Source organism: Rhizobium sp. NPDC092011, assembly GCF_044756305.1.
GTDB lineage: Bacteria > Pseudomonadota > Alphaproteobacteria > Rhizobiales > Rhizobiaceae > Rhizobium.
The window spans coordinates 435,223-460,721 of sequence record NZ_JBIVSO010000003.1; the positions used below are offsets into that span (position 1 = coordinate 435,223).

Genomic DNA, 25,499 nt, shown 5'->3' on the forward strand with positions numbered 1-25,499 from the left:
ACAGGAATCTTGCAGATGTCCGATACGTCAAGCCGTTCCAATCTCGCCGCCGTCGATGCTGCTCACCACCTTCATCCCTTCACGGACATGAAGAAGCTGAATGCCGATGGCACGCGGATCATCCAGCGCGGCGAGGGCGCCCATATCTTCGACAGCAACGGCAAGAAATATCTGGACGGTTTTGCCGGTCTCTGGTGCGTGAATATCGGTTACGGTCGCACCGAGATCGCCGAAGCCGCCATGCGGCAGATGAACGAGCTGCCTTACTACAATACGTTTTTCGGCACGACGACGACACCGACGACATTGCTGTCCGAGAAGGTCTGCGCCCATGCCGGGCCGCATTTCAACCATGTCTTCTTCACCAATTCCGGCTCGGAAGCCAGTGACACCTGGTTCCGCATGGCGCGCGTCTATTGGGCTGCTGTCGGCAAGCCCACGAAGAAGACCGTCATCGCCCGCAGGAACGGCTATCACGGCTCCACCGTTGCCGGCGCCAGCATGGGCGGCATGAAATACATGCACGAACAGGGCGATCTGCCGATACAGGGTGTCGTCCACATCGGCCAGCCCTACTGGTACGCCGAAGGCGGCGATCTTTCGCCGGAAGAATTCGGCCTGAAGGTTGCCCGCGAGCTGGAAGATAAGATCGACGAACTGGGCGAGGACAATGTCGCCGCCTTCGTCGCCGAGCCCGTTCAGGGGGCCGGCGGCGTGATCATCCCGCCATCAACCTATTGGCCCGAGATCGCACGCATCTGCAAGGCGCGGAATATCCTGCTCGTTTCGGACGAAGTCATATGCGGCTTCGGACGTCTGGGCTCATGGTTCGGCTTTCAGCATTTCGGCGTCGAGCCCGATCTTGCACCAATTGCCAAGGGACTTTCCTCTGGATATCTGCCGATCGGCGGCGTGCTCGTCAGCGATCGCATCGCCGATGTTTTCATCAACGAGGTCGGTGAGTTCAATCACGGCTTCACCTATTCGGGCCATCCCGTCTGCGCGGCTGCCGCTATCGAGAATCTGAGGATTATCGAGGAGGAAAGGCTGGTGGAGCGCGTCCGCGCCGATATCGGTCCTTATTTCGCCAAGGCGTGGGGCAGTCTGGCGGATCACGATATGGTCGGCGAAGCCGTCAGCATCGGGCTGATGGGCGCTGTGCAGCTTGCGGCGGATAAATCCACGCGCCGCCGGTTCGAAAAGCCGGATGCGGTAGGCGCGGCCGTGCGCAACCATGCCTTGGCAAACGGTCTCGTGCTGCGGGCGACCGGCGACCGAATGCTGGCCTCGCCGCCGTTCATCATCAGTCATGAGGAAGTGGATACGATGGTGCGCATTGCCCGGCAGGCGCTCGATGCCGTCTGGGCCGACATGCGCTCGTAGGCGGCGCCTCGCTTCAACGACGGCCGTGCGCCAATGGAACGGCGCACGGAGGGCGTAATCACGAAGTCAGCAGGCCAGCTTCGATCGGAAACCTAAACGTCCTGGTGCTCGCGGTCGAAAATCTTGCGCACGATGTAGTTCGGCGAGAGATCGTCGCGATAATAGATACGGGCGATCATTTCGGCGAGAATGCCCGTCGTGATCATCTGAACAGAGGACAAGAGCAGCACGACACCGACCATCAGCAGCGGACGGCTGCCGATATCGTCACCGAAGATGAACTTGTCGATGAACAGCCAGAACAGGATAATCGCTGCAAGCGCGCCGAGGCCGAGGCCGAGCGAGCCGAAGAAATGCCCCGGCCGCGCCTTGTAGCGCATGAAGAACATCACCGAGAGCAGATCGAGGATCACGCGGAAGGTACGCGAAATCCCGTATTTCGATGTGCCGTGCTGGCGGGCATGGTGGGTGACGGGCACTTCGCCGATGCGCGAGCTCGGCACGACGCCGGCGACCCAGGCCGGAATGAACCGGTGCATCTCGCCCATCAGCTTGACCTGCTTGATGATCGAGGCGCGATAGATCTTCAGGCTGCAGCCATAGTCGTGCAGCTTGACGCCGGTGATGCGGCCGATCAGATAATTGGCACACCAGGAGGGGATCTTGCGCAGCAGCAGGCCGTCCTGGCGGTTCTTGCGCCAGCCGACGAGCAGGTCCAGCTGCCGCCGCTCCAGTTCGTCGACCATCGAAGGAATATCCTTCGGGTCGTTCTGCAAGTCGCCGTCCATGGTGGCGATGAGGCGGCCATTGGCGGCATCGATGCCTGCTTGCATGGCGGCCGTCTGGCCGAAATTGCGCTGCAGTTCGACGATGCGCAGAATCAGCCCTTCGCGCGCCAGCGACCGGCGCGCATTGGCAAGCGTCGCATCCGTGCTGCCGTCATCGACAAGGATCAGCTCCCACGGCTTGGTGAAGTCAGTCATCGCCGTACAGATACGTTCGATCAGCGGTCCGACGCTTTCTTCCTCGTTGAAGACGGGTACGACCAGCGAAAGCTCTAGCTGGTCTGCCGCATCGGCCTGGGGGAGGGTCGACTCTGCCGTTGTCTGCAACTCTTCTTTCTCCTAAAAGACCGGCAGAACCTGCCGGACGGAACGAGCGAAACGTCCGGGCTCAGCCTCCGCTCGCATTTGGGTGCCCTAACTACATGAAGACTCCAATGGTGGCCAGTCGACAGAATTGGTTTATTCGCAATCGAATGACGCTGCTGACTCTCGCCGTTGTCGTAGCCTATGCCGCCTTCATCGAATGGTTTTGGGGCTGGAGTTCCATCCTGGCGCAATGGGGCAAGGTCGGGGTGCTGCCGATCCTTCTCGCGCTTGCGCTTCTGACCGGCACCTACGTCCTGCGCACATGGCGCATCTATGACTACTTCCCGAAGGAAACCTCGGGTCATTTCGCAGCGCTCTTCCGTGTGACACAGGTCCATAATCTTCTGAACATCATGATGCCGTTTCGTACAGGCGAGACCAGCTTTCCGGTGCTGATGCGCTCGGAATTCGGCATTCCGCTGGCGCGGGGCACGTCGGCGCTGTTCGTCATGCGGCTGCTCGACCTGCATGCACTGCTGGCGGCTGCGGGCATCGGCCTCGCGCTTGCCTCACCCTATCATGCTCTCGCCTGGATCCTTTGGGCGATTTTCCTGGTGCTGCCCGTCTTGGGCTTTGCCTCTCGGCGTCCGCTGATCCGTCTTGCTGCCCGGGTACTGCCGAAGAAGGCGCAGGGGCTGGTTCACGAGCTGGAGCGTGGCCTGCCGGCTAACGCCAGCGCCTTTGCGCGCGCCTGGTTGACGACCGTCGTCAACTGGCTGGTCAAGGTCGTCGTGCTTGCCTGGGCGCTCCGCCTCATGAATGTCGCCCCGCTTTCGGCAAGCTTCGGCGGCGCGCTCGGCGGCGAGCTCTCATCCGTTCTGCCGGTGCATGCGCCGGGCGGCGTCGGCACCTATCCCGCCGGCATTACCGCTGGTGCCATGGCCTTTGGAGCTTCGAGCGCGAAAGAGGCAATCGAAAACCTCGCGCAGGCCAGCATCAATGCGCATCTGCTGATCGTCGTGTCGGCGCTGACGGGAACTGCGATCGGATTGCTGGTCGGGCGCAAGCGCAGCTGAAGCGATCGTCACCGCGCGATGTCATCCAGCTCGGACAATCGCTTGCGCAGGAAGGCTTGTTCCGGTGCCTGCTGGCAAAGCGCAAGCGCAGTTTCGTAGGCCTGCCGCGCCTCGTCCAATCGTCCAAGCTGTCTCAGGAAATCGGCCCTCGCGGCATGGGTCAGATGATACCGTGCCATGCGCTCTTCGTGCAGCAGAACGTCGACGATGGAAAGCGCTGTAGCCGGCCCGTCGCGCATGGAGATTGCCACTGCCCGATTGAGTTCGATCACAGGGGAGGGGCTGGCCATCAACAGCAGGTCGTAGAGCGTGACAAGCTGTCGCCAGTCCGTATCGCCAGCTGTTGCAGCGCGAGCATGTTCTGCTGCGATTGCGGCCTGCAGGGCATAGCTGCCGACACTTTCCGCCGACATAGCCCTTGCCGAGAGCAACAGGCCCTCGCGGATCTGGCTGCGATCCCAGAGTGCGCGATTCTGGTCGACGAGCAGAACCAGATCGCCTGATGCGTCGGAGCGCGCAAGCCGTCGCGAATCCTGCAGCAGCATGATCGCAAGCAACCCTTCGACCTCCGGATCCGGCAACAGCTGCTGTAAAAGTCTGCCGAGTCGAATGGCTTCCGCGGCAAGATCGGCGCGCACTATCGCTGAACCGGAGGATGCGGAATAGCCTTCGTTGAAGACGAGATAGATGACGTGCAGCACCTGCGCCAACCGCTCCGGTAGCTCGGTCTTGCCGGGCACTTCATAGGGAATATGGGCGGTGCGAATGCGGTTCTTGGCGCGGACGATGCGTTGGGCAACGGTCGGTGCCGGGATCAGGAAGGCGTGGGCAATCTCTTCCGTCGTCAGCCCGCAAACCTCTCGCAACGCCATCGCCATGCGCGCTTCGGCGGGCACGAGGGGATGGCAGCAGGTAAAGATCAGCCGCAGCATGTCGTCTTCGATCTCTTCGACTTCTTGTGTCTCCATCGCCTCTCCCTCCGGGTAAAGGCTCTCGGCAATATCAGGGCGAGCCGCATCGAAGCGCGTCCGGCGCCTGATGTGATCGATGGCGCGGAAGCGCCCGGCAGAGACGAGCCAGGCGTAAGGATTGGCCGGGATCGTCTCCTCCGCCCACTGCTGCGCCGCCGCCGCAAAGGCGTCGTGAAGCGCCTCCTCGGCTCGGTCGAAATCCCCGAGCAGACGGATCAGCGTTGCCAGTACGCGACGAGAGTGGCTGCGATAGATGTTGTCGATGGTTTGGTTCAGCGACACGGCGTCAGGATGTCTCCGCAAGGTCTCCCTGAAGGGTCAGGGTGCGCACCGGACGGATCTCGATGGCACCGTAACGCGCCGACGGGATGCGTTTGGCGATATCCACTGCGCTTTCCAGATCCGGTGCGTCAATGAGATAAAAGCCGGCCAGATATTCCTTGGTTTCCACGAATGGCCCGTCCGTGACGGAAAAGGTGTCGCCATGCGGCCGGACAACGATCGATCTGTTTCGCAGCTCCAGCGCATCCGACACGATCAGGGTGCCGTCCCTCCGCAGGCCCTCGTCATAAACGAAATGCTCGCCGATCAGGTGGTTCATCTCGCTTTTGCTGAGGCGTCCGTCGACGTCGACGGATGTGTAGATCAGGCACAGAAACCGCATGTCTTTTTCCTTTCTAGCTATTGGTCCGGAAAGCGTATGTCGTAGGCGGCGCGAACCTCGATCATGCCGTACCGGGCGACGGGGAAGGTCGCGGCAATTTCAGTCGCTTCCTGCATGTCCTTCGCTTCGATCAGCACGAAGCCACCGAGATGCTCCTTCATTTCGGCGAAAGGACCATCGGTGACGGCGGCTTCGCCCTTGCGCACCCGGACCGTTCTGGCCTCTTGCGGCTCATACAAGGCATTGGCGACGATGATGTGGCCACTTTCGCGCAGCCGATTGTCGTTGTCGATTGAATCCTGCGTCAGCTTTCGCCCTTCCTCTTCGGAAATCTTGGCGATCTCTGCGCTCTCGAACCAGACTTGGCAAAGAAATCTCATGGTCGCCTCCTCAAGCATCCGGGCCAAAATTATAGATCGGGCGCACCTCGATTGCGCCAAGCTTGGCAAGCGGAATGCCGGCGGCAATGCGAATCGCGTCGTTCAGGTCTTTCGCGTCGATCAGGATAAAGCCGCCAAGATATTCCTTGGTTTCGATGAAGGGACCATCCGTCACCGCGGTCTCGCTATTGCGGACCCGCACGGTTACTGCGGACGTCGGCGATTGCAGCGCTTCGGCATGGATCATATTGCCGCTCGCCATCAGATCGCGATCATAGCCGAGCGAATCTGAATCGAGCTTGTGCTTTTCCTCCTTGGTCATGACGTCGAGCGTCGTGCCATCGAACCAGACTTGGCAGAGATATTTCATCGCAGCGTCTCCTCTTTCAATTTGCTGACAGCCCTAGACGAGCGGCTTTCGCGCAAATCGACACCCTGATTGGCAGCATGGCAAAAATTTCCGGCGCTGTCGAAAAAGGCCGCCGTCGGTCGACCAGTTCCGTCATCACGACAAGGAGAGACGGAAATGTACGGTCTGGAAGCCGCAATCGTTCATTATTGGCAAAGGAAAACGCTGTCGGAAGAGGAGCTGCTTGAGGTGGCCGATGCTGGCAGGGTGGTGTATCGCATCTGGATCGGATTTGCGGGTTTTGCTTTCCTGATCCTATGCCTGGGCTTGGGTGCGCAGCCAAGCGACGAACGGCCGCAAGTTGCGGCCGTTGCGAAGGTAAACTCCGTGCCAGTGGACGGGCAGTGAGGCAAGCGCCTCGTGAGTTACTGGAACGCGGTTTCGAAGAAACTGCGCAGCTTGCGTGAATGCAGCTTTTCCGATGGCATTTCGGCCAGCTTCTGGATGGCGCGGATGCCGATCTGCAGATGCTGGTTCACCTGGGTGCGGTAGAAGGCGGTTGCCATGCCCGGCAGCTTCAGCTCGCCATGCAGGGGCTTGTCCGAAACGCAGAGCAGCGTGCCGTAGGGCACGCGGAAACGGAAGCCGTTGGCGGCGATCGTGGCCGATTCCATGTCGAGCGCCACGGCACGGGCCTGGGACAGCCGCTTGACCGGACCTGCCTGATCGCGCAGCTCCCAGTTGCGGTTGTCGATGGTGCCAACGGTGCCCGTGCGCATGATGCGCTTCAGTTCGAAGCCCTCATAGCCGGTGATTTCGGCAACCGCGGCCTCCAGTGCCACCTGAACTTCGGCCAGAGCCGGGATCGGCACCCAAACCGGCAGGTCGTCGTCGAGAACGTGATCTTCGCGCATGTAGGCGTGCGCAAGCACATAGTCACCGAGGCGCTGGCTGTTGCGCAGACCGGCGCAATGGCCAAGCATCAGCCATGCATGCGGGCGCAGCACGGCGACGTGGTCCGTGATCGTCTTAGCATTGGACGGGCCGACGCCGATGTTGATCATGGTGATGCCGGCATGGCCCTTCTTCTTCAGATGGTAAGCCGGCATTTGCGGCAGGCGCGGCGGTGTCGTATCGCCTTCTGGCTGGCTGGAGCCTGCCTCGGTGATGATATTGCCGGGTTCGACGAACTCGGTGTAGCCGTCGCCGCCGCTCGCCATCAGGTCGCGCGCCCACTTGCAGAATTCGTCGATATAGAACTGGTAGTTCGTGAACAGCACGAAGTTCTGGAAATGCGCGGCACTGGTCGCTGTGTAGTGAACCAGGCGGGCCAGCGAATAATCGATGCGCTGTGCCGTAAACGGTGCAAGTGGCGAGGGCTCGCCCGGCGGCGGGATATATTCGCCGTTGGCGATCTCGTCATCCGTGGTGTTCAGATCGGGCGTGTCGAAGAGATCGCGTAGCGGGATATCCTCGAACACCGCCGCGGATGCCTCGACATAGGCTCCTTCCCCGAAGGCGAAATGCAGCGGGATCGGCGTGGTCGACTCCGACACAACAACCGGAACGTTGTGGCTGCGCATCAGCAGCGTCAGCTGTTCCTCGAGGTAGTGCTTGAAGAGATGCGGCCGCGTGATCGTCGTCGTGTAGACGCCCGGCGCGGTGACATGGCCATAGGAGAGGCGTGAATCGACATGGCCGAAGCTCGTCGTCTCGATGCTGACCTGCGGATAAAAAGCACGATAACGCGCCGTAATGGGCGCACCCTGCGCGAGCTTGGTGAAATTGTCGATCAGGAACGCCGTATTGCGGTCGTAAAGCTCCGTCAGCGCTTCGACCGCCTTGGCCGGATCATCGAAGGTCCGCGGCTGGAACGGGCTGGGGGAGGAGATGTCGAGGGGCGAAAAGGGAGAGATTCGGTTGCTCATGAGCTATTATAGAGTGTCGTTGTTAACAAGCAAACGACGTTGCAAAAGCGGGGCTCGGATTTTCTCAGCTATTTTTTGGCCGCATTCGCACCCCGGTCATCCGCGGTGCGGTGGTGTCTGTCTATTGCACCGTCGTGCAATAAGGCGCGCCGGTCTGCAGGCAGGTGAAGCTTGCCCCGAAATGCGATTGCGCGCCGCTGCGACCGGCATGTTCGACCGCAACCGAAAAGCTGAATGCGAAGACGGCCGCAAACAGCATAATAACGACAAAGCGCCGTGCGATGATCATCGAGTCCATGTTCCTGGCCCTACCGTGCCCTATACTGGACACTGTTTTGCCATGGTCAGGCTGAACGGGTGCTGAGATACCGGTTCATCCGGCGTTCAGAAATATTACCAGCTTCGAGCTGGCCCGTTTGATCCGATAGAGCGTGCTGCCGCAAAGTATAGGCGGTTTACGGATGACATCACGCGCTACTCATTTGATTGCAGACCCGCCGGTCGATGGCGGGCGGGTCGAGCAGGCATTTTTTGTGCAGAGGATTTGCTTTTAAAGCCTGGTCCAGGTCTGCGACTTGCAGAATACCTTCAGCACGCAACCTTTCATTCTGACGGTATTGCCGCTGACCGTGCCGGAGCCGCTATAGGTCTTGTCTTCCGACGGGTCGGTGAGTTCGCCGGTGTAGGTGTCGCCTTTGCCCTGCATCTTGCCGATCCGTTTGCCGGCATATTTGCCTGTCTTCAACGTCACGCAATAGCTGTCGCCGCAGGGCGCGATGGCGGCGGTATCGCCGGCGACGGTTTTCCAGTTGCCGACGATCGGCTCTTCGGCGAATGCGGTGCCCGCGCTGGCGAGCAGCGCCGCGGCTAGAATGGTCACACGGATCATATGGTTGCTCCTCCCCAGGTACCTGCCGGTGCGATGACCGGAACTGGCGCGAGATTATCTGACGCGAACGTAAAGGTAAATATATTTTGCGGGCGTGAAATCGCGGTTTGGCGGCTCCTGTTGCCGTGCCGAAATGCTGCTTGTGATCGTCTCGGCTTTTTTCGTGGTGAACGAAGGGTTTAAATCCGGATCTTAACGAAGCGTAAAATTCGCGCAAAAGTCCTTAATTTGCAAGGGAAGCGATGTTTAACAAAAACCGAAGTTTACCAAGCATTTGTACTTTGTTTGCATCGAATTAAGCATGCATTTTAGCCGTTTTTTGAAAGCCGTCTGCGATAGTGAAGCCATCAAACGAGCGGGGCAAACCCGCCGACCGGAAGAACCGGAAAGCCGCGAATGACGGCAAGGTTCGGACGGAAAACAGGGCAGATACGAACGGAAGTAAACAGGGACAAAACCGATGGCACGCTTCGAAACACCGATGTCTGAAATGGCCATGTTGGGTGGCAATAGCGCCGATGCCCTTTGCGAGCTGGGCGTGAACTATGCGACTGGCCGGGGCTGCTCCGCAGACCTCGTTGCCGCCCATAAATGGTTGAATATCGCTGCCATCCGTGGCAGTGCGCGGGCCGCCGAGCTTCGTGCCGACGTCGCCGCAACCTTGACGAAGATGCAGCTCGCAACCGCGCTCCGCGCCGCTCGCGAGTGGATGACGACGCACTGAAGCGTGCCGCAAAGAACACGACCTGAAGACTGACCTCGAGGGAGGGGATGTCGGCGGACGACGGAGACGCCAGCCGAATGATGAAAACCGCGACCAGCCGGAACAAGGCTGGCGCGGTTTCGTCGTTCTACAGCGCCGCGCGTCATATATGACGCGCAAAGGTCGCTGTAGCACTTTAGATCTGCTGCATAATTTTATCCTCAAGTCGATTCCGACCTAAGGAATTATGCAGTAGAGCAACTCCAGGAAAAGTGCGCAGCGGTTTTCTGTCCGGAATTGCGTAATAACAAAAAAGGATAGAGCGTTGTCGCGTTTCGAAGAAAAGCGGAAAGGCTCTCCGGCTTAGTCGATCGCCTTCAGCACCTTGGGCAGCGCTTCAGCCAAGAGGTCCAGATTCTGCTTGGGTCCGACGCTGACGCGGATGCAGCGGTTGAGCGGGGCCACCCCCGGCATGCGGATGAAGACGCCATGCTGGATCAGCCCGTCGACGATGGCACGGGCATGGACGCCGTCGCGGCCGCAATCGATGGCGACGAAGTTGGTGGCGGAAGCGAGAGGCAGCAAGCCGTTGTCGCGAGCTATCGTCCCGATAATGTCGCGCGCTGCCTGGATCTTGCCGACCACCTCGGTGAGATAGGCTTGATCCTTCAACGCGGCGAGGGCGGCCGCAGTCGCGAGCCTATTCATGCCGAAATGGTTGCGGATCTTGTCGAAGGTCAGCACCGTCTCCGGTGCACCGATGGCGTAGCCGACGCGGGCGCCGGCAAGGCCGTAAGCCTTCGAGAAGGTGCGGGTGCGCAGCACGTTCGGCAGATCGATCAGGGCCGAAATATCAGGCAGCGAACTTGCAGGCCCGGTTTCGCTATAGGCTTCATCGAGAATGAGCAGGCAGTTTTCCGGCAGCGCGCGGGCGAAGGCGACGACCTTTTCGGCATCCCACCAGCTTCCCATCGGATTGTCGGGATTGGCGAAATAGACGAGCGGCGCATTCTCCCGTTTCACCGCCTCGAGCAACCCGTCGAGATCTTCGCGATCATTGACATAGGGCACGGTGACGAGGCGACCGCCGAAGCCGGCGACATGGAAGTTGAAGGTGGGATAGCCGCCGAGCGAGGTGACGACGGGCGTGCCGGGCTCGATAACCATGCGCGCGATCAGGCCGAGCAGGCTGTCGATGCCTTCGCCGACCGCGATATTGGCCGGCTGGATGCCGAGATGCGCCGCAAGCGCCTGCTTCAGCTCGAAATTCTCCGGATCGTTATACATCCAGATGTCGCCAGCGTGTTCACGCATGGCTGCGATGACGGAGGGCGCAGGCCCGAAGCCGTTTTCGTTGGCGCCGATGCGGGCTTTGACCGTCAGCCCGCGCTGACGCTCCAGCGCTTCGGGGCCGACGAAGGGAACAGTGGAGGACAGGGCGCTGATCAGCGGGGTGAAGCGCGAGAAGGCGGACATACTGGCTTGGTTTCCCGAATTCAGTTGCAAGGTGCGGCAGAATAGGCGCTTGGTGGGTGGTTGCAAGTGCAGAAAGCGCCGCTTCCGGATGGCGGCATTTGGGCGCTGCGACCGAATGAGGTGAGCTTTTCAGTTCGGTTCGGCGCTCTCGGCGTTGATGATCGCCTGAACGACAAGTGCGATGCGTTTTTCATGCATGCCGGGCCTCACGCGGCCGGAACGTTCAAGCTCGGCGAGCCCATGAAGCGCTGCCCAGAAAGTCTCGGTGACGATCTCCACATCCCTGCAGAACGGAGAAACGACTGCCGTAATGGCTTCGAAACCGTCCCGAAGTTCTGCCCTCGTTTCCGCTTCGGCGAACATCAACTGGGTCGGCAGGATGAACATGGCGTCATAGAGTGCCGGGCGACTGAGTGCGAAGGCAAAGTAGCCTCTGGCAACCCTCATAAGGGCATCCCGTTGTCCGTCTGCCGCCTCCGCCGCGGCACGAAGAGCGGTTGCTAGCTCCTTGAAACCTTCCAGGGCAACTGCCGCAACGATGGCATCCCTGCTCGCGAAATGTGAATAGAGGACGGGCTGACTATATTCGATTTCGTTGGCTAGGCGGCGAATGGTAACGGCTTCCCATCCTTCGCTTTCCGCAATTGCACGTGCTGCCGCAACGATGCGATCCTCGCGTTCGGCTCGTTCCCGACTTTTCCGGTCTGTGACAGTCATCCCAAAAGCTCCATGTCCGAACGGCAAATACATGCTCGAATTATAGCGACGCTTGACTATCTAGCAACGCTAAGTCAATATCTAGCGACGATAGATTATATTGCAACGCTAGGAGAATTGAAAGATGGACTGGCTTGTTAACGGGATCGCGCTGCTTGTGGCTCTCGCGATTATTGCGATCGGCACCGGCTATATTGCGAACCCAATGACCATGACGCGCAGTTTTGGCCTGCCGCTTCCGGAAGATGGCCCCAACATCCCTTGGTGGCTGCGCCTCAAGGGAGTTCGCGACATCGCGGCGGGATTGCTCGTGCTTGCATTTATGGTGTGGGGCGCTCAGCGGGAGATCGGCATCGTCCTTCTGGTCGAAGCGATCATCCCCATCGGCGACATGCTGCTCATTCTCGCAGCGAAAGGCTCCAGCAAAAGCGCCTTCGGCATTCACGGTCTTACGGCGGTGGTCATGCTGCTGGCTGCCATCCCCATGATGATCGGCGGGCACTGAGATGGTTCATATTCTTTCAATCTGGTTTTTGGTTGTTGCGTTTTGCGGCGCAGGTCTTGCAAACGTGATCCGTAGCTCCGCGACACGAAACGATTTCGTTCGCTGGGGCTATCCGCCCTGGTGGGGCATTGTCGCCGGTGGGGTGGAGATAGTCAGCGCCGCAATGATTGCGTTTTCTGTTAGCCGCGTCGCCGGGATAGTGCTGGGCGCTGCAATCGTCGCGGCCGCGTTGCTAAGCGTCCTGCGTAATCGGGAATATTCGCACCTTGCGCCTTTGAGCGTCTTTGTCACCTTGATTGCTCTTGCCGCGGTCTCATCTTGAGCGCTGCCGGCAAGACCCTGGTCCGACAGAAAACCGAACGCAGCCGCCAGCTGCGTTCCTGGTTTTTGCCGAATTGCGCCTACTGCCTCTTGCCGCGTGCAGCCAGCGCTTCGACGTTGCCGATCATGAAATCGGCGCGCACGACGCGACGCAATGTTTCCGGCTCGATCAGGTTGATGAAGCGGACATGGACCCGGTTGCCGTTGCGGCTGACTTCCGCGCAGGCGATGCGGTAGGCGAGCCCAAGGATGTTCAGATAGTAATGGCTCGGCAGACCAACCGTCGTGCCGACGACAAAGCTGGCGCCGCCACGCGAGATATCGACGATCTCGGCGCTGCGGACGGAGATGCCGGTAAGGCAAGGGCGCACGGCGACGAGCCGTGCCGGTCGCTGGACGAAGAACCGTTCCCAGCTGCGCTCATAGACTTCGGATTTGACTTTCGCCAGATGCGTTGCGCGAAGCATTGTCATTCCCTGTTGAAGAACAGACCGAATTCATCTCGGTTACACTATGAACCTTGCACGGAGATTTTGCAGAAGCGTCAATTGCATCGGTAGAATTTTAACGGGTCCGCGATTTGTGCCGATTTGGGTGCATCTTGACAGCGGTATCGGCTTGGATCATACGACATCTCGGTTCGAGGCGCCTGCCGCTCGCGGATGAAAGTCCAAGGTGAAGTTCTCGCTGTTTTAGGTCACGGCCACTTGAGGCATGCTGACTGACGGTAAAGCGAGCCCCGTTTCATGGTCGTAATTGCGTGCCTTAGAAAAGGCTGATCCTATGACGACGTACCCGTCCATAGATGAACTGAAGGCTCAAGCCCGGCGTCTGCGTCAGGCCATGGCCGAACGCGGCGATGACATGAGCCACGGCACCGCACTGGAACTGATCGCAAAGCAACATGGACTGCGCGACTGGAACACGCTGTCGGCGCTTGCGGCGAAACCGAATGATGGGCCGGATACGCCTTTCGATGTCGGCTCGGCCGTTCGCGGGCGCTATCTGAACAAGCCCTTCACGGGCAAGGTTCTGGCGATGTCGGCAAAATCCGGAGGTCTCTACAAGATCACCATTCACTTCGACGAACCGGTCGATGTGGTGGAGTTCGAGAGCTTTTCGGCATTCCGCCAGCGCATCAACGCTCAGGTCGATGCGGATGGCATTTCGCCACGCAAGACTTCGAACGGTATGCCGCATCTCGTTCTCGACATCTGACTTTCATCTTCTGCCGATACACCGCTATCTTCGCCAATAACGAGCGATTCTGTGTGGATACCACCATGACACGTCATACCGAAACCAACATGTTCCTGACCGGCTGGCTGCCAGGTGTCTTCGCCAAGACAGCAGCGCCGATCATCATCATCACCACCGTCAGCGGCCTCTTCGCCGTCGTCGACGCCTATTTTCTCGGCGTCTATGTCGGAGCTGACGCGCTCTCGGCTGTCAGCCTCATCTTTCCAGCGCTCATGTTGCTGGTCGCGCTGCAGACGCTGGTTTCGAACGGCATGGCGAGCATTCTCGCCCGCCGCCTCGGGGCCGGAGACCGCGAAGGGGCGAAGTCCGTGTTTACGGGCGCCCATACGCTGGCGATCGCCGTCGTGGTCATTGTTAACCTCGTCTACTGGCTTGCGGCACGGCAGTTCATTTCCGTCGCTGCGGCAGGAAACGCGGAGGTCGCCCGTTCCGGCGAGGCTTTCATGGGCGTCATGGTCGCCTTCGCGCCGATCAGCTTCTTCCTCTCGCTGCATCTCGATGGGCTGCGTTGCGAAGGAAAGCTCGGCTTCATGACGCTGGTGACGCTTGCCTCGACGCTGCTCAACATCCTTGCAAACTGGCTGCTGATAGCCGTCGCCCATTGGGGCGTGGTCGGTTCCGCCGGCGGCTCGATCCTGGCGCAGTTCATCTGCCTGTCGATCGTGATCGTCTATCGCCTGCGTCGCCCGGGCGGCCTTTGGGTCGACATGGCATCGCATGTTCGCGAGTGGCGCGGCATCTTTGCTTTTGGCGCACCGATGAGCCTCGGCTTCATCGGGATTTCGCTGAGTTCGGCAGCGATCCTCTTCAACCTGTCGATCTGGCATCAGGGTGATTACGTGGCGACCGTTGGCGCCTACGGGATTGTCACGCGGATCATGACCTTCGCCTATCTGCCGCTGCTCGGCTTGAGCATCGCGCTGCAGACCATCTCGGGCCATAATCACGGTGCGGCGCTTCCGGCCCGCGTCGGCCATAGCGTTCTCATCGCCATGATCTCGGCCCTGGTTTATTGCGCCGCCGTCGAACTTGTCGTCGAACTGCTGGCGGGGCATCTAGGCTCGATCTTTGTCGCCGATCCCCTGATTGTCGAGGAGGTTGGCCGCATCCTGCCTTGGACGATCGGCGCTTATTTCATCTTCGGCCAGGCGATCATCCTGTCGTCCTATTTCCAATCGATCGGCGATGCGAAACGCGGTGCGATCTTCGGTCTGTCGCGGTCCTATCTGTTCACCCTGCCGCTGACATTCCTTCTGCCCTTCGCCTTCGGCGAACGGGGGATCTGGATGACGCCTATCTTCGCAGAGGCGGGAATGATCCTGCTCACCTGGCTCGTGCTGTCGCGCAATGCCAGGGATAGGAAATGGCGCTACGGCTTGTTGCCTGCATAGAAAGAAGAAAGGCCGCGCTTTCGGGCGCGGCCTTTTTGTGGTTGGGAAGCTTTGCGACTATCCTCGCCCTTCGAGGCTTCGCTCCTCAGGGTGAGGATAGAGCGTACATCGTCGCGCAAAACGGCTTTCTGTCGTATCAGGCGAGCTTAATGTGTCGTCTTGCGCAGGAGATCAGCCCTCATGGTGAGGAGGCCCGAAGGGCCGTCTCGAACCACGAGGGCGTGTAGTTAAGAACCTCGACACGACCTCAGGACTTGAGCAGCCATTCGTGCTCAACGGCATTGTGGAATTTCCAAATGCGCTTCGGTCCAGCCATGACGTTGAGATAGTAGAGATCGTAGCCGTGGCAGGCCGCGCAGGGATGGTAACCCTTCGGCACCAGCGTCACGTCGCCATCCTCCAGCACCATGACTTCGTCGAGCGACCGATCGTCCGTATAAACGCGCTGGAAGCCGAAACCCTGCGGCGGGTTGAGGCGGTGGTAGTAGGTCTCCTCGAGGAAGCTTTCGTTCGGGAGATTGTCCTGATCGTGCTTGTGCGGAGGATAGGAAGACGTGTGCCCGCCCGGCGTGATCACCTCCACGACCAGCAGCGAATGCGCGGCACCGTCGTCTTCCGGCATGATGTTGTTGACGTGGCGGATGTTCGTGCCCTTGCCGCGCGTCAGGGCCGGATGGGTGCCCGGCGGAATGGCGCGCGCTTCATAGGAGCCGCCGCCCGGTGCCGAGCATACCGCCAGTTCCAGATCGGTCTCGGCGGTTACCGACCAGCTTGAACCAGCCGGAATATACAGCGCATGCGGCGCGCCCTCGAAAGGGCTCATCCGCCCGCCGAGCGAGCCGAAATCTTTCGCACCCGCCTGGGCGCTTCCCTTGCCGCTGACCCAGACGAGGCAGACTTCGCGATCACCGGTTTCGGCCGAAGCCGTCTCGCCCGCCTTCAGACGGTGGAGATCGAAGCCGACATAGGTCCAGCCGGCGCTTTCGGGCGTGACGTGAGTGACTCGGCCATGGGAGCCGTCAGGTTTGACCTTGAGATTGGGCATGGGTTTTCTTCCTCCATTGCTTGGAAGCGCCCCTCGCCATCCTTCGATCGGCGAGGGGCGCTCATCTCTCGAGCAATTCCAGGAAAAGTGCGCAGCGGTTTTCCGTCCGGAATTGCTAGATAACAAAGAGCTAGAGCGTTTCGCGATTCGAAGAAAAGCGGAAACGCTCTGGCTATCCCTTGGGAAAGCCTTCGGTTTCCACTGTGTAGCCTGCCGCCGTCATGACGCGCATCAGCTCGGCATGGCCGATCTCGGCCATCTTCTGTGGCGGCGCCTTGCGCGGATCCTGTTCGGCTTCGACCACGAACCAGCCCTCATAGCCGTAATCGGCGAAGCGCTTGACGATGGCGCCGAAATCGAGCGAGCCGTCGCCCGGTACTGTGAACGCACCAAGCGCGACGGCATCGAGGAAGGATTGGCGGCTGCGGTCCAGCCCATCGACGACGGACTTGCGGATATCCTTGACATGGACGTGGTTGATGCGGGCGTGGTGGTTGTCGATGGCGCGCAGTACGTCGCCGCCGGCAAAGGCGAGATGGCCGGCATCGAGCAGCAGCGGAATACCGGCGCCGGAATTGCGCATGAAAGCATCGAGTTCCGGTTCGGTTTCGACAACAGCGGCCATGTGATGGTGGTAGGAGAGCGGCATGCCCTGTTCGGCGCACCATTCGCCAAACTCGGTGACGCGGTGGGCATAGGCCTTCATCTCGTCATCAGAAAGACGCGGCTTGGTGGCGAGCGGCTTGGAGCGGTCGCCCTGGATCGAGCGACCGACTTCGCCATAAACGATGCAAGGCGCGTTGACGGCCTTGAACAGCTCGATCATCGGCGCGATGCGGTCCTTGTTGGCTGCAAGCTCCTCATTGACGAGGGTGCCGGAGAACCAGCCGCCGCAAAGCGTCACGTCGGCAGCGCGCAGGATCGGCAGCATTTCATCCGGATTGCTCGGGAAGCGCCGGCCCTGTTCCATGCCGGTGAAGCCGGCCCCGCGCGACTGGCGCAGGCACTCTTCCAGCGATACGTCGTCGCTGAGCTCAGGAAGGTCGTCGTTCCACCAGGCGATGGGCGACATGCCGAGTTTGGCCTTCATCAATAGTCTCCTTGAAATAGTGTCGGAGGAGCGTCTCAGCTCCTCCGGAAAAGTGTCTGACATCAGTTAGCCGATGCGCTGGGCGGCGCGGGCCTTCTCGTAAGCGGCGCGCGCCTTGTTGACCTCGGCGCGCGGGCTGACCTCAGGAACGGCGACGTCCCACCAATGGCCCCCTTCGTCCGTGGTGATCAGCGGGTCGGTGTCGATGACGATGACCGAGCTGCGGTCGTTTTTCTTGGACGCTTCGATCGCCTGTTCCAGCTCGGCGATGGAGGAAACCTTCACGGCAATAGCGCCCATGCTGGCCGCATGTGCCCGGAAGTCGATCTCCGGCATCACCTCGAAGCGCGAGTCCTTCAGGAGGTTGTTGAAGTTCGCTCCACCCGTCGCCATCTGCAGGCGGTTGATGCAGCCATAGCCACGGTTGTCGAGCAGCACGACGGTGATCTTCAGACCAAGCATGACCGAAGTCGCAAGCTCGGAATTCAGCATCATGTAGGAGCCGTCGCCGACCATGACGACGACGTCCTTTTCCGGATGGGCCATCTTCGCGCCGAGGCCGCCGGCGATCTCATAGCCCATGCAGGAGAAGCCGTATTCCATGTGGTAGCTGCCGGGCACCGTTGCCGGCCAGAGCTTGTGCATCTCGCCGGGCAGGCCACCAGCGGCGCAAAGCACGACGGTCTTCTCGCCGCCGATGGTCCGTGCAACCGCACCGATTACCTGGGCGTCGGAGGGCAGGGCGGCATTCGTGGTCGCCATTGCCCGAGCGGCGGCTTCCATCCAGATCTTCTTTTCCTGCGCTGCCCTTTCGGCAAGCGCTGCCGGAGCGCGCCAGCCCGCAAGGCCGGCGTCGAGTGCCTTCAGACCTTCTCGAGCATCCGTCACCAGTGGGTGACTATTGTGCTTGAGCGCGTCATAGGCTGCGATATTGAGGCCGATCATGGCCAGCTTCTCGTTCTTGAACAGCGCCCAGGAGCCGGTCGTGAAATCCTGGCAGCGCGTGCCGACGGCGATCACCAGATCGGTGTCCTCGGCAATGGCATTCGCCGCCGAGGTGCCCGTCACGCCGACCGAGCCGAGCGCCAGAGGATGCCTTTCGTCGATGGCCGACTTGCCGGCCTGCGTCACGACCACCGGGATGCCGTGCGCTTCAGCGAAAGCCGTGAGTTCCTTGGTTGCCTGCGAATAGAGCACGCCGCCGCCGGCCAGAATGACCGGCTTTTCCGAGCGGCGGATGAGCGCGATCGCATTGGCCAGTTCGTCGGCATCCGGCTGCGGGCGACGCTGGGTCCAGACATGCTCGTCAAAGAAGCTTTCCGGATAATCATAGGCTTCGGCCTGCACATCCTGGCAGAGCGAAAGCGTCACCGGGCCGCAATCGAGGGGATCGGTCAACACCTGCATCGCGCGCTTCAGCGCCGTCATGATCTGTTCCGGGCGAGTGATGCGGTCGAAGTAGCGCGAGACCGGACGGAAGGCGTCATTCGCGGAAACGGTGCCGTCGCCGAAATCCTCAATCTGCTGCAGCACCGGATCGGGCGCGCGATTGGCAAAAACGTCGCCGGGCAGCAAGAGGACCGGGATACGGTTGACATGCGCCACGCCGGCAGCCGTCACCATGTTCAGCGCACCGGGGCCGATGGACGTCGTGCAGGCCATGAAGCGCTGACGGAAGCTCGCCTTGGCAAAAGCAATGGCAGCATGGGCCATGCCCTGTTCATTGTGAGCACGGAAGGTCGGCAATTCCTCGCGCACCTGATAGAGCGCCTCGCCGATGCCGGCAACGTTGCCGTGACCGAAGATCGCCCAGACGCCGCCGAAGATCGGCTGCTTCTGCCCATCGATGATGGTCATCTGCTTCTTGAGGAAATGCGCGACGGCCTGTGCCATCGTCAGTCGGATCGTCTTGCCCATCGGGCGCCTCCCAAATGCCGTATCTCTTCGTTTCAAGCAATTCCGGATGAAAAACCGCTATGTGCCTTTGCTGGAATTGCTCCGAAATTTCACAGGCCGCGGGTTTTGAGCCACGCTGCCGTCAATTGCCGGAAGCGGCCGGCCATGTCGGCAATCGCTTCCTCGTCGTTAATCCCGCTCGACAACCAGGCCCTTGCTACGTCGGAGAAGATCGTCCGTCCGACGGCGAAACCCTTGACCGATGGCGCAGCGAGCGTCGCCTCGAAGCTGCGGATCAGCTCCTCTGCCGGCGCCTCCAGACCGAGCAGCACGATGCCCCGGCACAATGGATCATTTTTGGCGATCACGGCATCGATTTTTTTCCATGCAGCGGTCGATTCCTGCGGCTCCAGCTTCCACCAGTCCGGCTTGATGCCGAGCGCATAAAGCTCTTCCAGCGCCGTCGGGATCGTATCGTCCGTCAGCGGACCGTTCTTGCTGGCGATGATTTCAACCAAAAGTTCGCGGCCAACCTTGCGAGCCGCCTCGAACAGCGTCCGCAACTTTTCCTGCTGCTCGGCCTTCAACTCCTTCGGATCGTCCGGATGATAGAAGCACAGGCACTTGATGCAATGGCTGAGCGGCCATTCGACGAGCTGCGAGCCGATATCCTGGCTGAATTCGAATCTCAACGGCTTCGATCCCGGCAGCTCGACGGGGCGGCCGATCCAGGAGAAATTTTTCGTTGCCGCATCGAAGAAGGCATCGCGGCCGAAACGCTCGTCGATCAGCATGCCATAGCCGGGCCGGCCGTCAGCCACCCGTGCCGCCGCCTCGACTGCAAGCCGCTTGAAAGCGACTATCTTGTCGTGCCCGATGCCCAACTCATCGCAGACGCTGACGAGTTGCGAACGATGGTCGATGGCAAGCGCCATCAGCAGCGGAATTTCGTCGCTGCGCCGGGTCGTTGCCCAGTGAATATGGTTGATCGCTTCGTCCTTGCGCAGGGCGCGGTGCTTGCTGCCGGTCTTCAGGAAGAAGTCGAGCTCGGCCCACGTCGGATATTCCGGCGAGCAGAGCAGGCGGGAAACGGCAAAGGCGCCGCAGGCATTGGCCCAGGTGGCGCAGGTCTTCAAGGGCTCGCCGCGCAGATAGCCGCGCAGGAAGCCGGACATGAAGGCATCGCCGGCGCCGAGAACGTTGAACACCTCGATCGGAAAACCCTGACCGACGATACCGGCTTCAAGATCGTCGGAAATCGGGCCATCATAGACGATGCAGCCCATAGCGCCGCGCTTGAGCACGATGACTGCGGACGAGAGACGGCGGATCTCCTTCAACGCACCGAGCACGTCGTCTGCGCCCGATGCGATCATGATCTCTTCTTCCGTTCCGACGATCAGGTCGCAATCCGGCAGCGTCTCCTTCATCTTGGAGGACACGCGATCCGACTTCACATAGCGCTCGAAGCCTTCGGCATGGCCGGCAAGGCCCCAGAGATTCGGCCTGTAATCGATATCGAAGATCACCTTGCGGCCGTTCGCCTTGGCAATGCGGATCGCCTTGCGTTGTGCCGCTTCGGTATTGGGCTTGGAGAAATGCGTGCCGGAGACGAGGACTGCGTTCGAGGACTTGATGAAGTTCTCGTCGATGTCACCTTCATCGAGCGCCATGTCGGCGCAATCGGAGCGATAGAAGATCATCGGCGAGACGCCTTCGGCCTCGACCGCCAAAAGGACGAGCGCCGTCAGGCGCTCTTTGTCCGTTGCAATCCCATCGACGGCGACACCTTCGCGCGCGGTCTGTTCACGGATGAAACGGCCCATCTGCTCATCGCCGACGCGGGTAATGAGGCCGGATTTCAGCCCGAGCCTCGCCGTGCCGACGGCGATGTTGGCCGGACAACCACCGACGGACTTGGCGAAGGACGCGATATCCTCAAGCTTCGATCCGATCTGCTGACCGTAAAGATCGACGGAGGATCGTCCAATGGTGATCACATCGAGTCTTGCCTCCGGCTCAGCGCCAGAATTGCCGTGTGCCATGATGTCCTCCCGTCCATGCATGACCTCTTTTGCTCTTCAGCCTGCGCCGAGATCATGCGTCATTGAAAGTGCCGGTATTCGTATCGTCCCGGTTGCGGTGGATTGGCTGGCCATTTTCTGTCGCCGCTATCCTGGTTGTAATGAAACATAGGTTCCGAGTTTTTGTCAATTCGGAATATTTATTCCATTTTGGTTTTGTCGGCTTTTGCCGCAGCTTTTCGTCGCCGCTCGGCAATGGCAACGGGGAAGGCCATGGCCAATGCCATCGATGCCGACATGGAGCGGAACCCGGCGAAATCGGTCTCGGCTACCTCGAACCAGTGTGTGGCGCAGGCGGTGAGTGGCGAGAAGGCCGAATCGGTGATGGCAATGACAGGTACATTGCGTGCAGCCAGATCCTGGGCGTGCGTTAGGCTTTCGGCGGCGTAGGGGGAAAAGCTGGCGGCAATCGCGGCATCCTTTTGCGTGGCAAAGCGAGCGATCTCGCCATCGATGCCGTTCGGTGAAGCGACGATCTGATGACGTATGTTCAGCTTCGAGAAGGCATAAGCCATATGCGCGGTGAGCGGATAGGAGCGGCGCTTGGCTATGAGATAGATCGTTTCGGCCGCCGCGAGCACGTCGACCGCGTTAGCGAAGGTCTCCGTTTCGATGGTCGCAGCGAGCTTGTTGACCGATTGGCTTGCTGCGGACAGGAAGCCGGAAAGAATGCTGGCTTCCTCATTTTCGCTCCCGGAGCGCTCGAGGGTCACCAGGCGTTCTTCGTAACTCAGCGTCCGGTCGCGCAGCCGCTCGCGGAAAATGCTTTGCAGATCGGAAAAGCCGTCATAGCCGAGGTGGTGAGCAAGGCGCACCAGCGTCGAAGGCTGGACTTCGGCGGCAGCTGCGATACTCGCCGTCGTGCCGAAGGCGATTTCGTCGGGATTGCCAAGCGCGAAGGCGGCCACCTGAGCAAGGCGCTTCGGCATGGTGTTCTTGCGCTCAATAATGTTGCTGCGCAGACTTTCGAAGTCGCGCGGCACCCTCGTCTGCGTATCGATACCGTTATCCATGCCTGTTTCCGCCATTTCGTCCCTGTAATGGAATATGTATTCCATATTCGCAAAGATAGCGGATTTCGATTTGTTCGGCACGAATATTTTTAAGTGCATAATTTAAAAAGAAAAATCACGCATTCGGCGGAAATAAGGCTATGGCTTGCAAGAGAGCACGCTTGCCAAAACGGTCTAAACATTCCAAAAATGGCTCCGCTTCGGGTGGAAGCGGAGGAGAACAGGCAGATGAAGCCACTGGGCGTTGGACTGATCGGTACGGGCTATATGGGCAAATGCCATGCGCTGGCATGGAATGCGGTCAAGACCGTATTCGGTGATGTGGCGCGACCTCGCCTTGTTCATCTGGCCGAAGCGAATGCCGATTTGGCAAAGGCGCGCGGCGATGAATTCGGCTTCGAGAAGGCGACGGCCAACTGGCGCGACCTCATCGCCGATCCCGAGGTCGATGTCGTCTCCGTCACCACGCCCAATCAGTTCCATCCCGAAATGGCCATTGCAGCTCTCGAGGCTGGCAAACATGTCTGGTGTGAAAAGCCCATGGCGCCGGCCTTTGACGATGCCGAGCGTATGCTCGCTGCGGCTAGGGCTTCCGGCAAGGTCGCCATTCTCGGTTACAATTATATCCAGAACCCGGTCATGCGGCACATCAAGTCGTTGATCGAGGACGGCGCGATCGGTGTCGTCAATCACGTTCGCGTCGAAATGGACGAGGATTTCATGGCCGATCCGAGCGGCCTCTTCTATTGGAAGAGCGAGCTTGCCTCCGGCTACGGTGCGTTGGATGATTTCGCCGTGCATCCGCTTTCGTTACTCTGGTTTCTGTTCGGACATGTGGAGGCCGTCATCACCGATATGGTGAAGCCCTATGCCGAGCGCCCGTTGAAGGACGGCGGCAGCCGTGCCGTCGAGAACCATGATCTCGCCAATGTGCTGATGCGGCTTGGCGGCGGCGTTTCCGCCGTACTCATGGCCAATCGCTCGGCCTGGGGTCGCAAGGGGCGGATAGCTCTGCAGATATTCGGCTCCAAGGGCTCGATCTCTTATGATCAGGAGCGCATGAACGAATTCGAACTCTATCAGGCCGACGGCAGGGATAGCGAACAGGGTTTCCGCAAGGTGCTCGCCGCGCCAGCTCACAAGCCCTACGACCGATTCATTCCGGCGCCGGGCCACGGTCTCGGCTTCAACGATTTGAAGATCATCGAATGCCGCGAGTTGATCCGCGCCATTTCCGGTGACGCTGCGTCAGTTGTCGGTTTCACAGATGGCTTGCGTATAGAGAAGTCAGTCCATGCCATGGCTCGGTCCTTCCATGAGCGGCGCTGGATTGAGATCGCTCAATAGTACTTCGGCCTAACTTTCTCCCGATCCGGGGTGCAGTGTCAGTCATGATTGACGCTTACAGATGTAGGCGTTACCCCTGAGGCCATAGGTGTGCCTGCCTGCCTCTTGCTGGCGGCACACCATATAATAACAATATGGAGAACGGATCGTGACGGGCAGATTGGTCATTGTTGGGGCCGGGCAGGCGGGTTTTGCGCTCGCAGCCAAATTGCGGGCGCTTGGTGATTCAAGGCCTATCACCATCGCGGGTGCAGAGCAGAGCTTGCCCTACCAGCGACCGCCCCTGACCAAAAAGTATCTCCTCGGCGAGATGAGTTTCGATCGGCTGCTGTTCCGCCCGGAACAATGGTACGCGGACAACAATGTCGAGATCCGTCTATCCACATGGGTCGAGCAGATCGACCGTATTGCGAAGCAGATTGTCACGCAGGATGGTTCCAGGCTGGAGTATGAGACGCTGGCGCTGGCCACCGGCTCCACGCCGCGCCGCCTTCCGCCTTCCGTCGGCGGCGCCCTGGAAGGCGTGTATGTCGCTCGTGACAAGCGCGATGCCGATCTCCTTGCCGAAGAGATGCGCCCGGGCCGCCGGGTCCTCATCATCGGCGGCGGGTATATCGGCCTGGAGGCAGCAGCAGTCGCGCGCCATCGCGGCCTTGAAGTTACCCTTATCGAAATGAGCGAGCGTATCCTGCAGCGGGTCGCGGCCAAGGAAACCGCCGATATATTCCGAGCGATCCATCAGAAACATGATGTCGTCATTCGCGAGAAGACGGGCCTGAAGCAACTCGTCGGCCGTAACGGTCATGTCGTCGCTGCCGAGCTTTCCGATGGAACCACAATCGACGTCGATTTCGTCGTGGTGGGTATCGGGGTTGCTCCGAATGACAGGCTCGCCAAGGAAGCAGGCCTGGAGGTCGGCAACGGCATTGTTGTCGATTCGTTTGCCCGTACCTCCGATCCATCCATCTTCGCCATGGGCGATTGCGTCGAACTGCCGTGGGACGGCACGCGAATCCGGCTCGAATCGGTGCAGAACGCCGTCGACCAGGCGGACGCCGCAGCCGAGATCATTGCCGGCGGCGATAAGGCCTATGATCCGAAGCCGTGGTTCTGGTCGGATCAATATGACGTGAAGCTGCAGATTGCCGGCTTCAATCTTGGCTATGACGAGACATTGCTGCGCCCCGGGGCGCGTGAGGGCGCTGCCTCCGTCTGGTATTTCAAGCAGGGCCGCTTCATTGCCGTCGACGCCATAAACGATGCAAAGGCCTATGTGGCCGGCAAGAAGCTTCTGGAAGCAGGGACTACTCCGTCCAGGGCGATTCTTTCGGACCCGGCGGCAGACCTCAAGCAGCTCCTGGCTTAAAGCATGTCTCGCGAAAGTGTCGTGGCGTTTCGCGGCACGACATGCGCAAGAGCAGAAAGCCAGCTTCGTCTCTCTAAAGCCTGGGGAATTCGGCAGCCGGCTATCGCCGATTCCAGGAAAGAAGGTGGGGAAGGCGAAAAAGCGCTTGCGTCGATAAATGAATGGCCCTATCAGGGCCGCACCGGAGAGGTGGCCGAGTGGTCGAAGGCGCTCCCCTGCTAAGGGAGTATACCAGAAATGGTATCGTGGGTTCGAATCCCATCTTCTCCGCCATTTCAATCTCAGCCATGTCGCCAGCCGCCCAACATCGAGTTTGGGTCTACCTGTCTGACCACATCCTGTGATGCGCGGTCTTCCGCTTCACCGATTCCCCTCAAATTCTCTTGCTTGGTCGCGCCGTTATCTCTCTCGAGCATCGTCTGTCGTGCGATCTCGAGAGAGGCAAAACAGAATCATCCGGGTAGGTGCATCGATTCGGGACGGTGAGGTGAGTGGTCTTGGGGCGCGCTGCTACTGCCGATTTGTATGGCAAGGAGCACAACTGGCGCTCCATT

Annotated in this window: 26 protein-coding genes and 1 tRNA gene; 11 read left to right on the plus strand and 16 right to left on the minus strand. The window is 60.0% G+C overall.

Annotation, left to right across the window (positions count from 1 at the left end):
- The first annotated feature begins 15 nt into the window (after positions 1-15).
- Complete coding sequence (locus ACIQJ2_RS17330; RefSeq protein ID WP_400667242.1) at positions 16-1,383, plus strand: aspartate aminotransferase family protein; 1,368 nt, start codon at positions 16-18, stop codon at positions 1,381-1,383.
- 92 nt (positions 1,384-1,475) lie between these two features.
- Here the strand turns inward: ACIQJ2_RS17330 and ACIQJ2_RS17335 are convergent, their stop codons facing one another.
- Positions 1,476-2,495: a glycosyltransferase family 2 protein gene (locus ACIQJ2_RS17335; protein WP_400667240.1), complete on the minus strand. Its 1,020-nt coding sequence runs from the start codon at positions 2,493-2,495 to the stop codon at positions 1,476-1,478.
- A 95-nt stretch (positions 2,496-2,590) separates the two neighbouring features.
- On the opposite strand from ACIQJ2_RS17335, the gene ACIQJ2_RS17340 reads away from it, so the two are divergent.
- Positions 2,591-3,550: a lysylphosphatidylglycerol synthase domain-containing protein gene (locus tag ACIQJ2_RS17340; RefSeq protein ID WP_400667238.1), complete on the plus strand. Its 960-nt coding sequence runs from the start codon at positions 2,591-2,593 to the stop codon at positions 3,548-3,550.
- Positions 3,551-3,558: 8 nt separating this feature from the next.
- On the opposite strand, the gene ACIQJ2_RS17345 is transcribed toward ACIQJ2_RS17340, so the two are convergent.
- The 4 genes from ACIQJ2_RS17345 to ACIQJ2_RS17360 are packed head-to-tail and all read right to left on the minus strand — an operon-like array spanning position 3,559 to position 5,935.
- On the minus strand, positions 3,559-4,797 hold the full coding sequence (locus ACIQJ2_RS17345) for an RNA polymerase sigma factor (protein WP_400667739.1): 1,239 nt from the start codon (positions 4,795-4,797) through the stop codon (positions 3,559-3,561).
- Between the two features lie 10 nt (positions 4,798-4,807).
- Complete coding sequence (locus ACIQJ2_RS17350) at positions 4,808-5,185, minus strand: YciI family protein (protein WP_199147414.1); 378 nt, start codon at positions 5,183-5,185, stop codon at positions 4,808-4,810.
- A gap of 17 nt (positions 5,186-5,202) precedes the next feature.
- Complete coding sequence (locus ACIQJ2_RS17355; protein ID WP_199147412.1) at positions 5,203-5,565, minus strand: YciI family protein; 363 nt, start codon at positions 5,563-5,565, stop codon at positions 5,203-5,205.
- A gap of 10 nt (positions 5,566-5,575) precedes the next feature.
- Entirely contained in the window at positions 5,576-5,935 is a 360-nt protein-coding gene (locus ACIQJ2_RS17360) for a YciI family protein (protein ID WP_199147410.1), read from the minus strand.
- 69 nt (positions 5,936-6,004) lie between these two features.
- On the opposite strand from ACIQJ2_RS17360, the gene ACIQJ2_RS17365 reads away from it, so the two are divergent.
- Positions 6,005-6,322 (plus strand): hypothetical protein, encoded by a 318-nt coding sequence (locus tag ACIQJ2_RS17365; protein ID WP_400667235.1) that lies wholly within the window; start codon positions 6,005-6,007, stop codon positions 6,320-6,322.
- 17 nt (positions 6,323-6,339) lie between these two features.
- Here the strand turns inward: ACIQJ2_RS17365 and ACIQJ2_RS17370 are convergent, their stop codons facing one another.
- From ACIQJ2_RS17370 to ACIQJ2_RS17380, 3 genes are all read right to left on the minus strand, one after another.
- Positions 6,340-7,842 carry an AMP nucleosidase gene (locus tag ACIQJ2_RS17370; protein ID WP_400667233.1) on the minus strand — a complete coding sequence of 501 codons (1,503 nt, stop codon included), beginning with the start codon at positions 7,840-7,842 and terminating at the stop codon, positions 6,340-6,342.
- Positions 7,843-7,963: 121 nt separating this feature from the next.
- Positions 7,964-8,131 (minus strand): hypothetical protein, encoded by a 168-nt coding sequence (locus tag ACIQJ2_RS17375; protein ID WP_199147461.1) that lies wholly within the window; start codon positions 8,129-8,131, stop codon positions 7,964-7,966.
- A gap of 261 nt (positions 8,132-8,392) precedes the next feature.
- Positions 8,393-8,731, minus strand: a complete 339-nt coding sequence (locus tag ACIQJ2_RS17380; RefSeq protein ID WP_400667231.1) for a DUF2147 domain-containing protein — start codon at positions 8,729-8,731, stop codon at positions 8,393-8,395.
- A 460-nt stretch (positions 8,732-9,191) separates the two neighbouring features.
- Here ACIQJ2_RS17380 and ACIQJ2_RS17385 point away from each other — a divergent pair, with 460 nt between their 5' ends.
- Positions 9,192-9,455 (plus strand): sel1 repeat family protein, encoded by a 264-nt coding sequence (locus tag ACIQJ2_RS17385; RefSeq protein ID WP_004121770.1) that lies wholly within the window; start codon positions 9,192-9,194, stop codon positions 9,453-9,455.
- Between the two features lie 342 nt (positions 9,456-9,797).
- Here ACIQJ2_RS17385 and ACIQJ2_RS17390 read toward each other — a convergent pair whose 3' ends face one another.
- Positions 9,798-10,910, minus strand: a complete 1,113-nt coding sequence (locus tag ACIQJ2_RS17390; protein ID WP_400667228.1) for a pyridoxal phosphate-dependent aminotransferase — start codon at positions 10,908-10,910, stop codon at positions 9,798-9,800.
- A 129-nt stretch (positions 10,911-11,039) separates the two neighbouring features.
- Positions 11,040-11,627 (minus strand): WHG domain-containing protein, encoded by a 588-nt coding sequence (locus ACIQJ2_RS17395; RefSeq protein ID WP_400667227.1) that lies wholly within the window; start codon positions 11,625-11,627, stop codon positions 11,040-11,042.
- A 124-nt stretch (positions 11,628-11,751) separates the two neighbouring features.
- On the opposite strand from ACIQJ2_RS17395, the gene ACIQJ2_RS17400 reads away from it, so the two are divergent.
- Both ACIQJ2_RS17400 and ACIQJ2_RS17405 read left to right on the plus strand, forming a co-directional pair.
- The gene (locus tag ACIQJ2_RS17400) at positions 11,752-12,132 is read left to right on the plus strand and encodes a DUF4267 domain-containing protein (protein WP_400667224.1); all 381 of its coding nucleotides are present in this window, start codon (positions 11,752-11,754) and stop codon (positions 12,130-12,132) included.
- Between the two features lies 1 nt (position 12,133).
- On the plus strand, positions 12,134-12,454 hold the full coding sequence (locus ACIQJ2_RS17405) for a DoxX family protein (protein WP_400667222.1): 321 nt from the start codon (positions 12,134-12,136) through the stop codon (positions 12,452-12,454).
- A gap of 79 nt (positions 12,455-12,533) precedes the next feature.
- On the opposite strand, the gene ACIQJ2_RS17410 is transcribed toward ACIQJ2_RS17405, so the two are convergent.
- A complete protein-coding gene (locus ACIQJ2_RS17410; protein WP_199147392.1) occupies positions 12,534-12,926 on the minus strand; it encodes a PilZ domain-containing protein in 393 nt (130 codons plus the stop codon).
- 310 nt (positions 12,927-13,236) lie between these two features.
- Between ACIQJ2_RS17410 and ACIQJ2_RS17415 the strand changes: the two genes are divergently transcribed.
- Positions 13,237-13,671, plus strand: a complete 435-nt coding sequence (locus ACIQJ2_RS17415) for a glyoxalase superfamily protein (protein ID WP_400667220.1) — start codon at positions 13,237-13,239, stop codon at positions 13,669-13,671.
- Positions 13,672-13,736: 65 nt separating this feature from the next.
- Positions 13,737-15,104: an MATE family efflux transporter gene (locus ACIQJ2_RS17420; protein ID WP_400667218.1), complete on the plus strand. Its 1,368-nt coding sequence runs from the start codon at positions 13,737-13,739 to the stop codon at positions 15,102-15,104.
- 247 nt (positions 15,105-15,351) lie between these two features.
- On the opposite strand, the gene iolB is transcribed toward ACIQJ2_RS17420, so the two are convergent.
- From iolB to ACIQJ2_RS17445, 5 genes are all read right to left on the minus strand, one after another.
- Positions 15,352-16,149 carry a 5-deoxy-glucuronate isomerase gene (iolB, locus tag ACIQJ2_RS17425; RefSeq protein ID WP_400667216.1) on the minus strand — a complete coding sequence of 266 codons (798 nt, stop codon included), beginning with the start codon at positions 16,147-16,149 and terminating at the stop codon, positions 15,352-15,354.
- A 172-nt stretch (positions 16,150-16,321) separates the two neighbouring features.
- On the minus strand, positions 16,322-17,239 hold the full coding sequence (iolE, locus tag ACIQJ2_RS17430) for a myo-inosose-2 dehydratase (protein WP_400667214.1): 918 nt from the start codon (positions 17,237-17,239) through the stop codon (positions 16,322-16,324).
- 66 nt (positions 17,240-17,305) lie between these two features.
- On the minus strand, positions 17,306-19,156 hold the full coding sequence (gene iolD / locus ACIQJ2_RS17435; protein ID WP_400667212.1) for a 3D-(3,5/4)-trihydroxycyclohexane-1,2-dione acylhydrolase (decyclizing): 1,851 nt from the start codon (positions 19,154-19,156) through the stop codon (positions 17,306-17,308).
- Between the two features lie 89 nt (positions 19,157-19,245).
- Positions 19,246-21,180 (minus strand): 5-dehydro-2-deoxygluconokinase, encoded by a 1,935-nt coding sequence (gene iolC, locus ACIQJ2_RS17440; protein WP_400667210.1) that lies wholly within the window; start codon positions 21,178-21,180, stop codon positions 19,246-19,248.
- A gap of 179 nt (positions 21,181-21,359) precedes the next feature.
- On the minus strand, positions 21,360-22,232 hold the full coding sequence (locus tag ACIQJ2_RS17445) for a MurR/RpiR family transcriptional regulator (RefSeq protein WP_199147378.1): 873 nt from the start codon (positions 22,230-22,232) through the stop codon (positions 21,360-21,362).
- Between the two features lie 228 nt (positions 22,233-22,460).
- Here ACIQJ2_RS17445 and ACIQJ2_RS17450 point away from each other — a divergent pair, with 228 nt between their 5' ends.
- From ACIQJ2_RS17450 to ACIQJ2_RS17460, 3 genes are all read left to right on the plus strand, one after another.
- A complete protein-coding gene (locus tag ACIQJ2_RS17450; protein ID WP_400667208.1) occupies positions 22,461-23,579 on the plus strand; it encodes a Gfo/Idh/MocA family protein in 1,119 nt (372 codons plus the stop codon).
- A 148-nt stretch (positions 23,580-23,727) separates the two neighbouring features.
- Positions 23,728-24,945: an NAD(P)/FAD-dependent oxidoreductase gene (locus ACIQJ2_RS17455; protein WP_400667206.1), complete on the plus strand. Its 1,218-nt coding sequence runs from the start codon at positions 23,728-23,730 to the stop codon at positions 24,943-24,945.
- Positions 24,946-25,128: 183 nt separating this feature from the next.
- Positions 25,129-25,218 (plus strand) — tRNA-Ser (locus ACIQJ2_RS17460).
- Positions 25,219-25,499 lie beyond the last annotated feature (281 nt).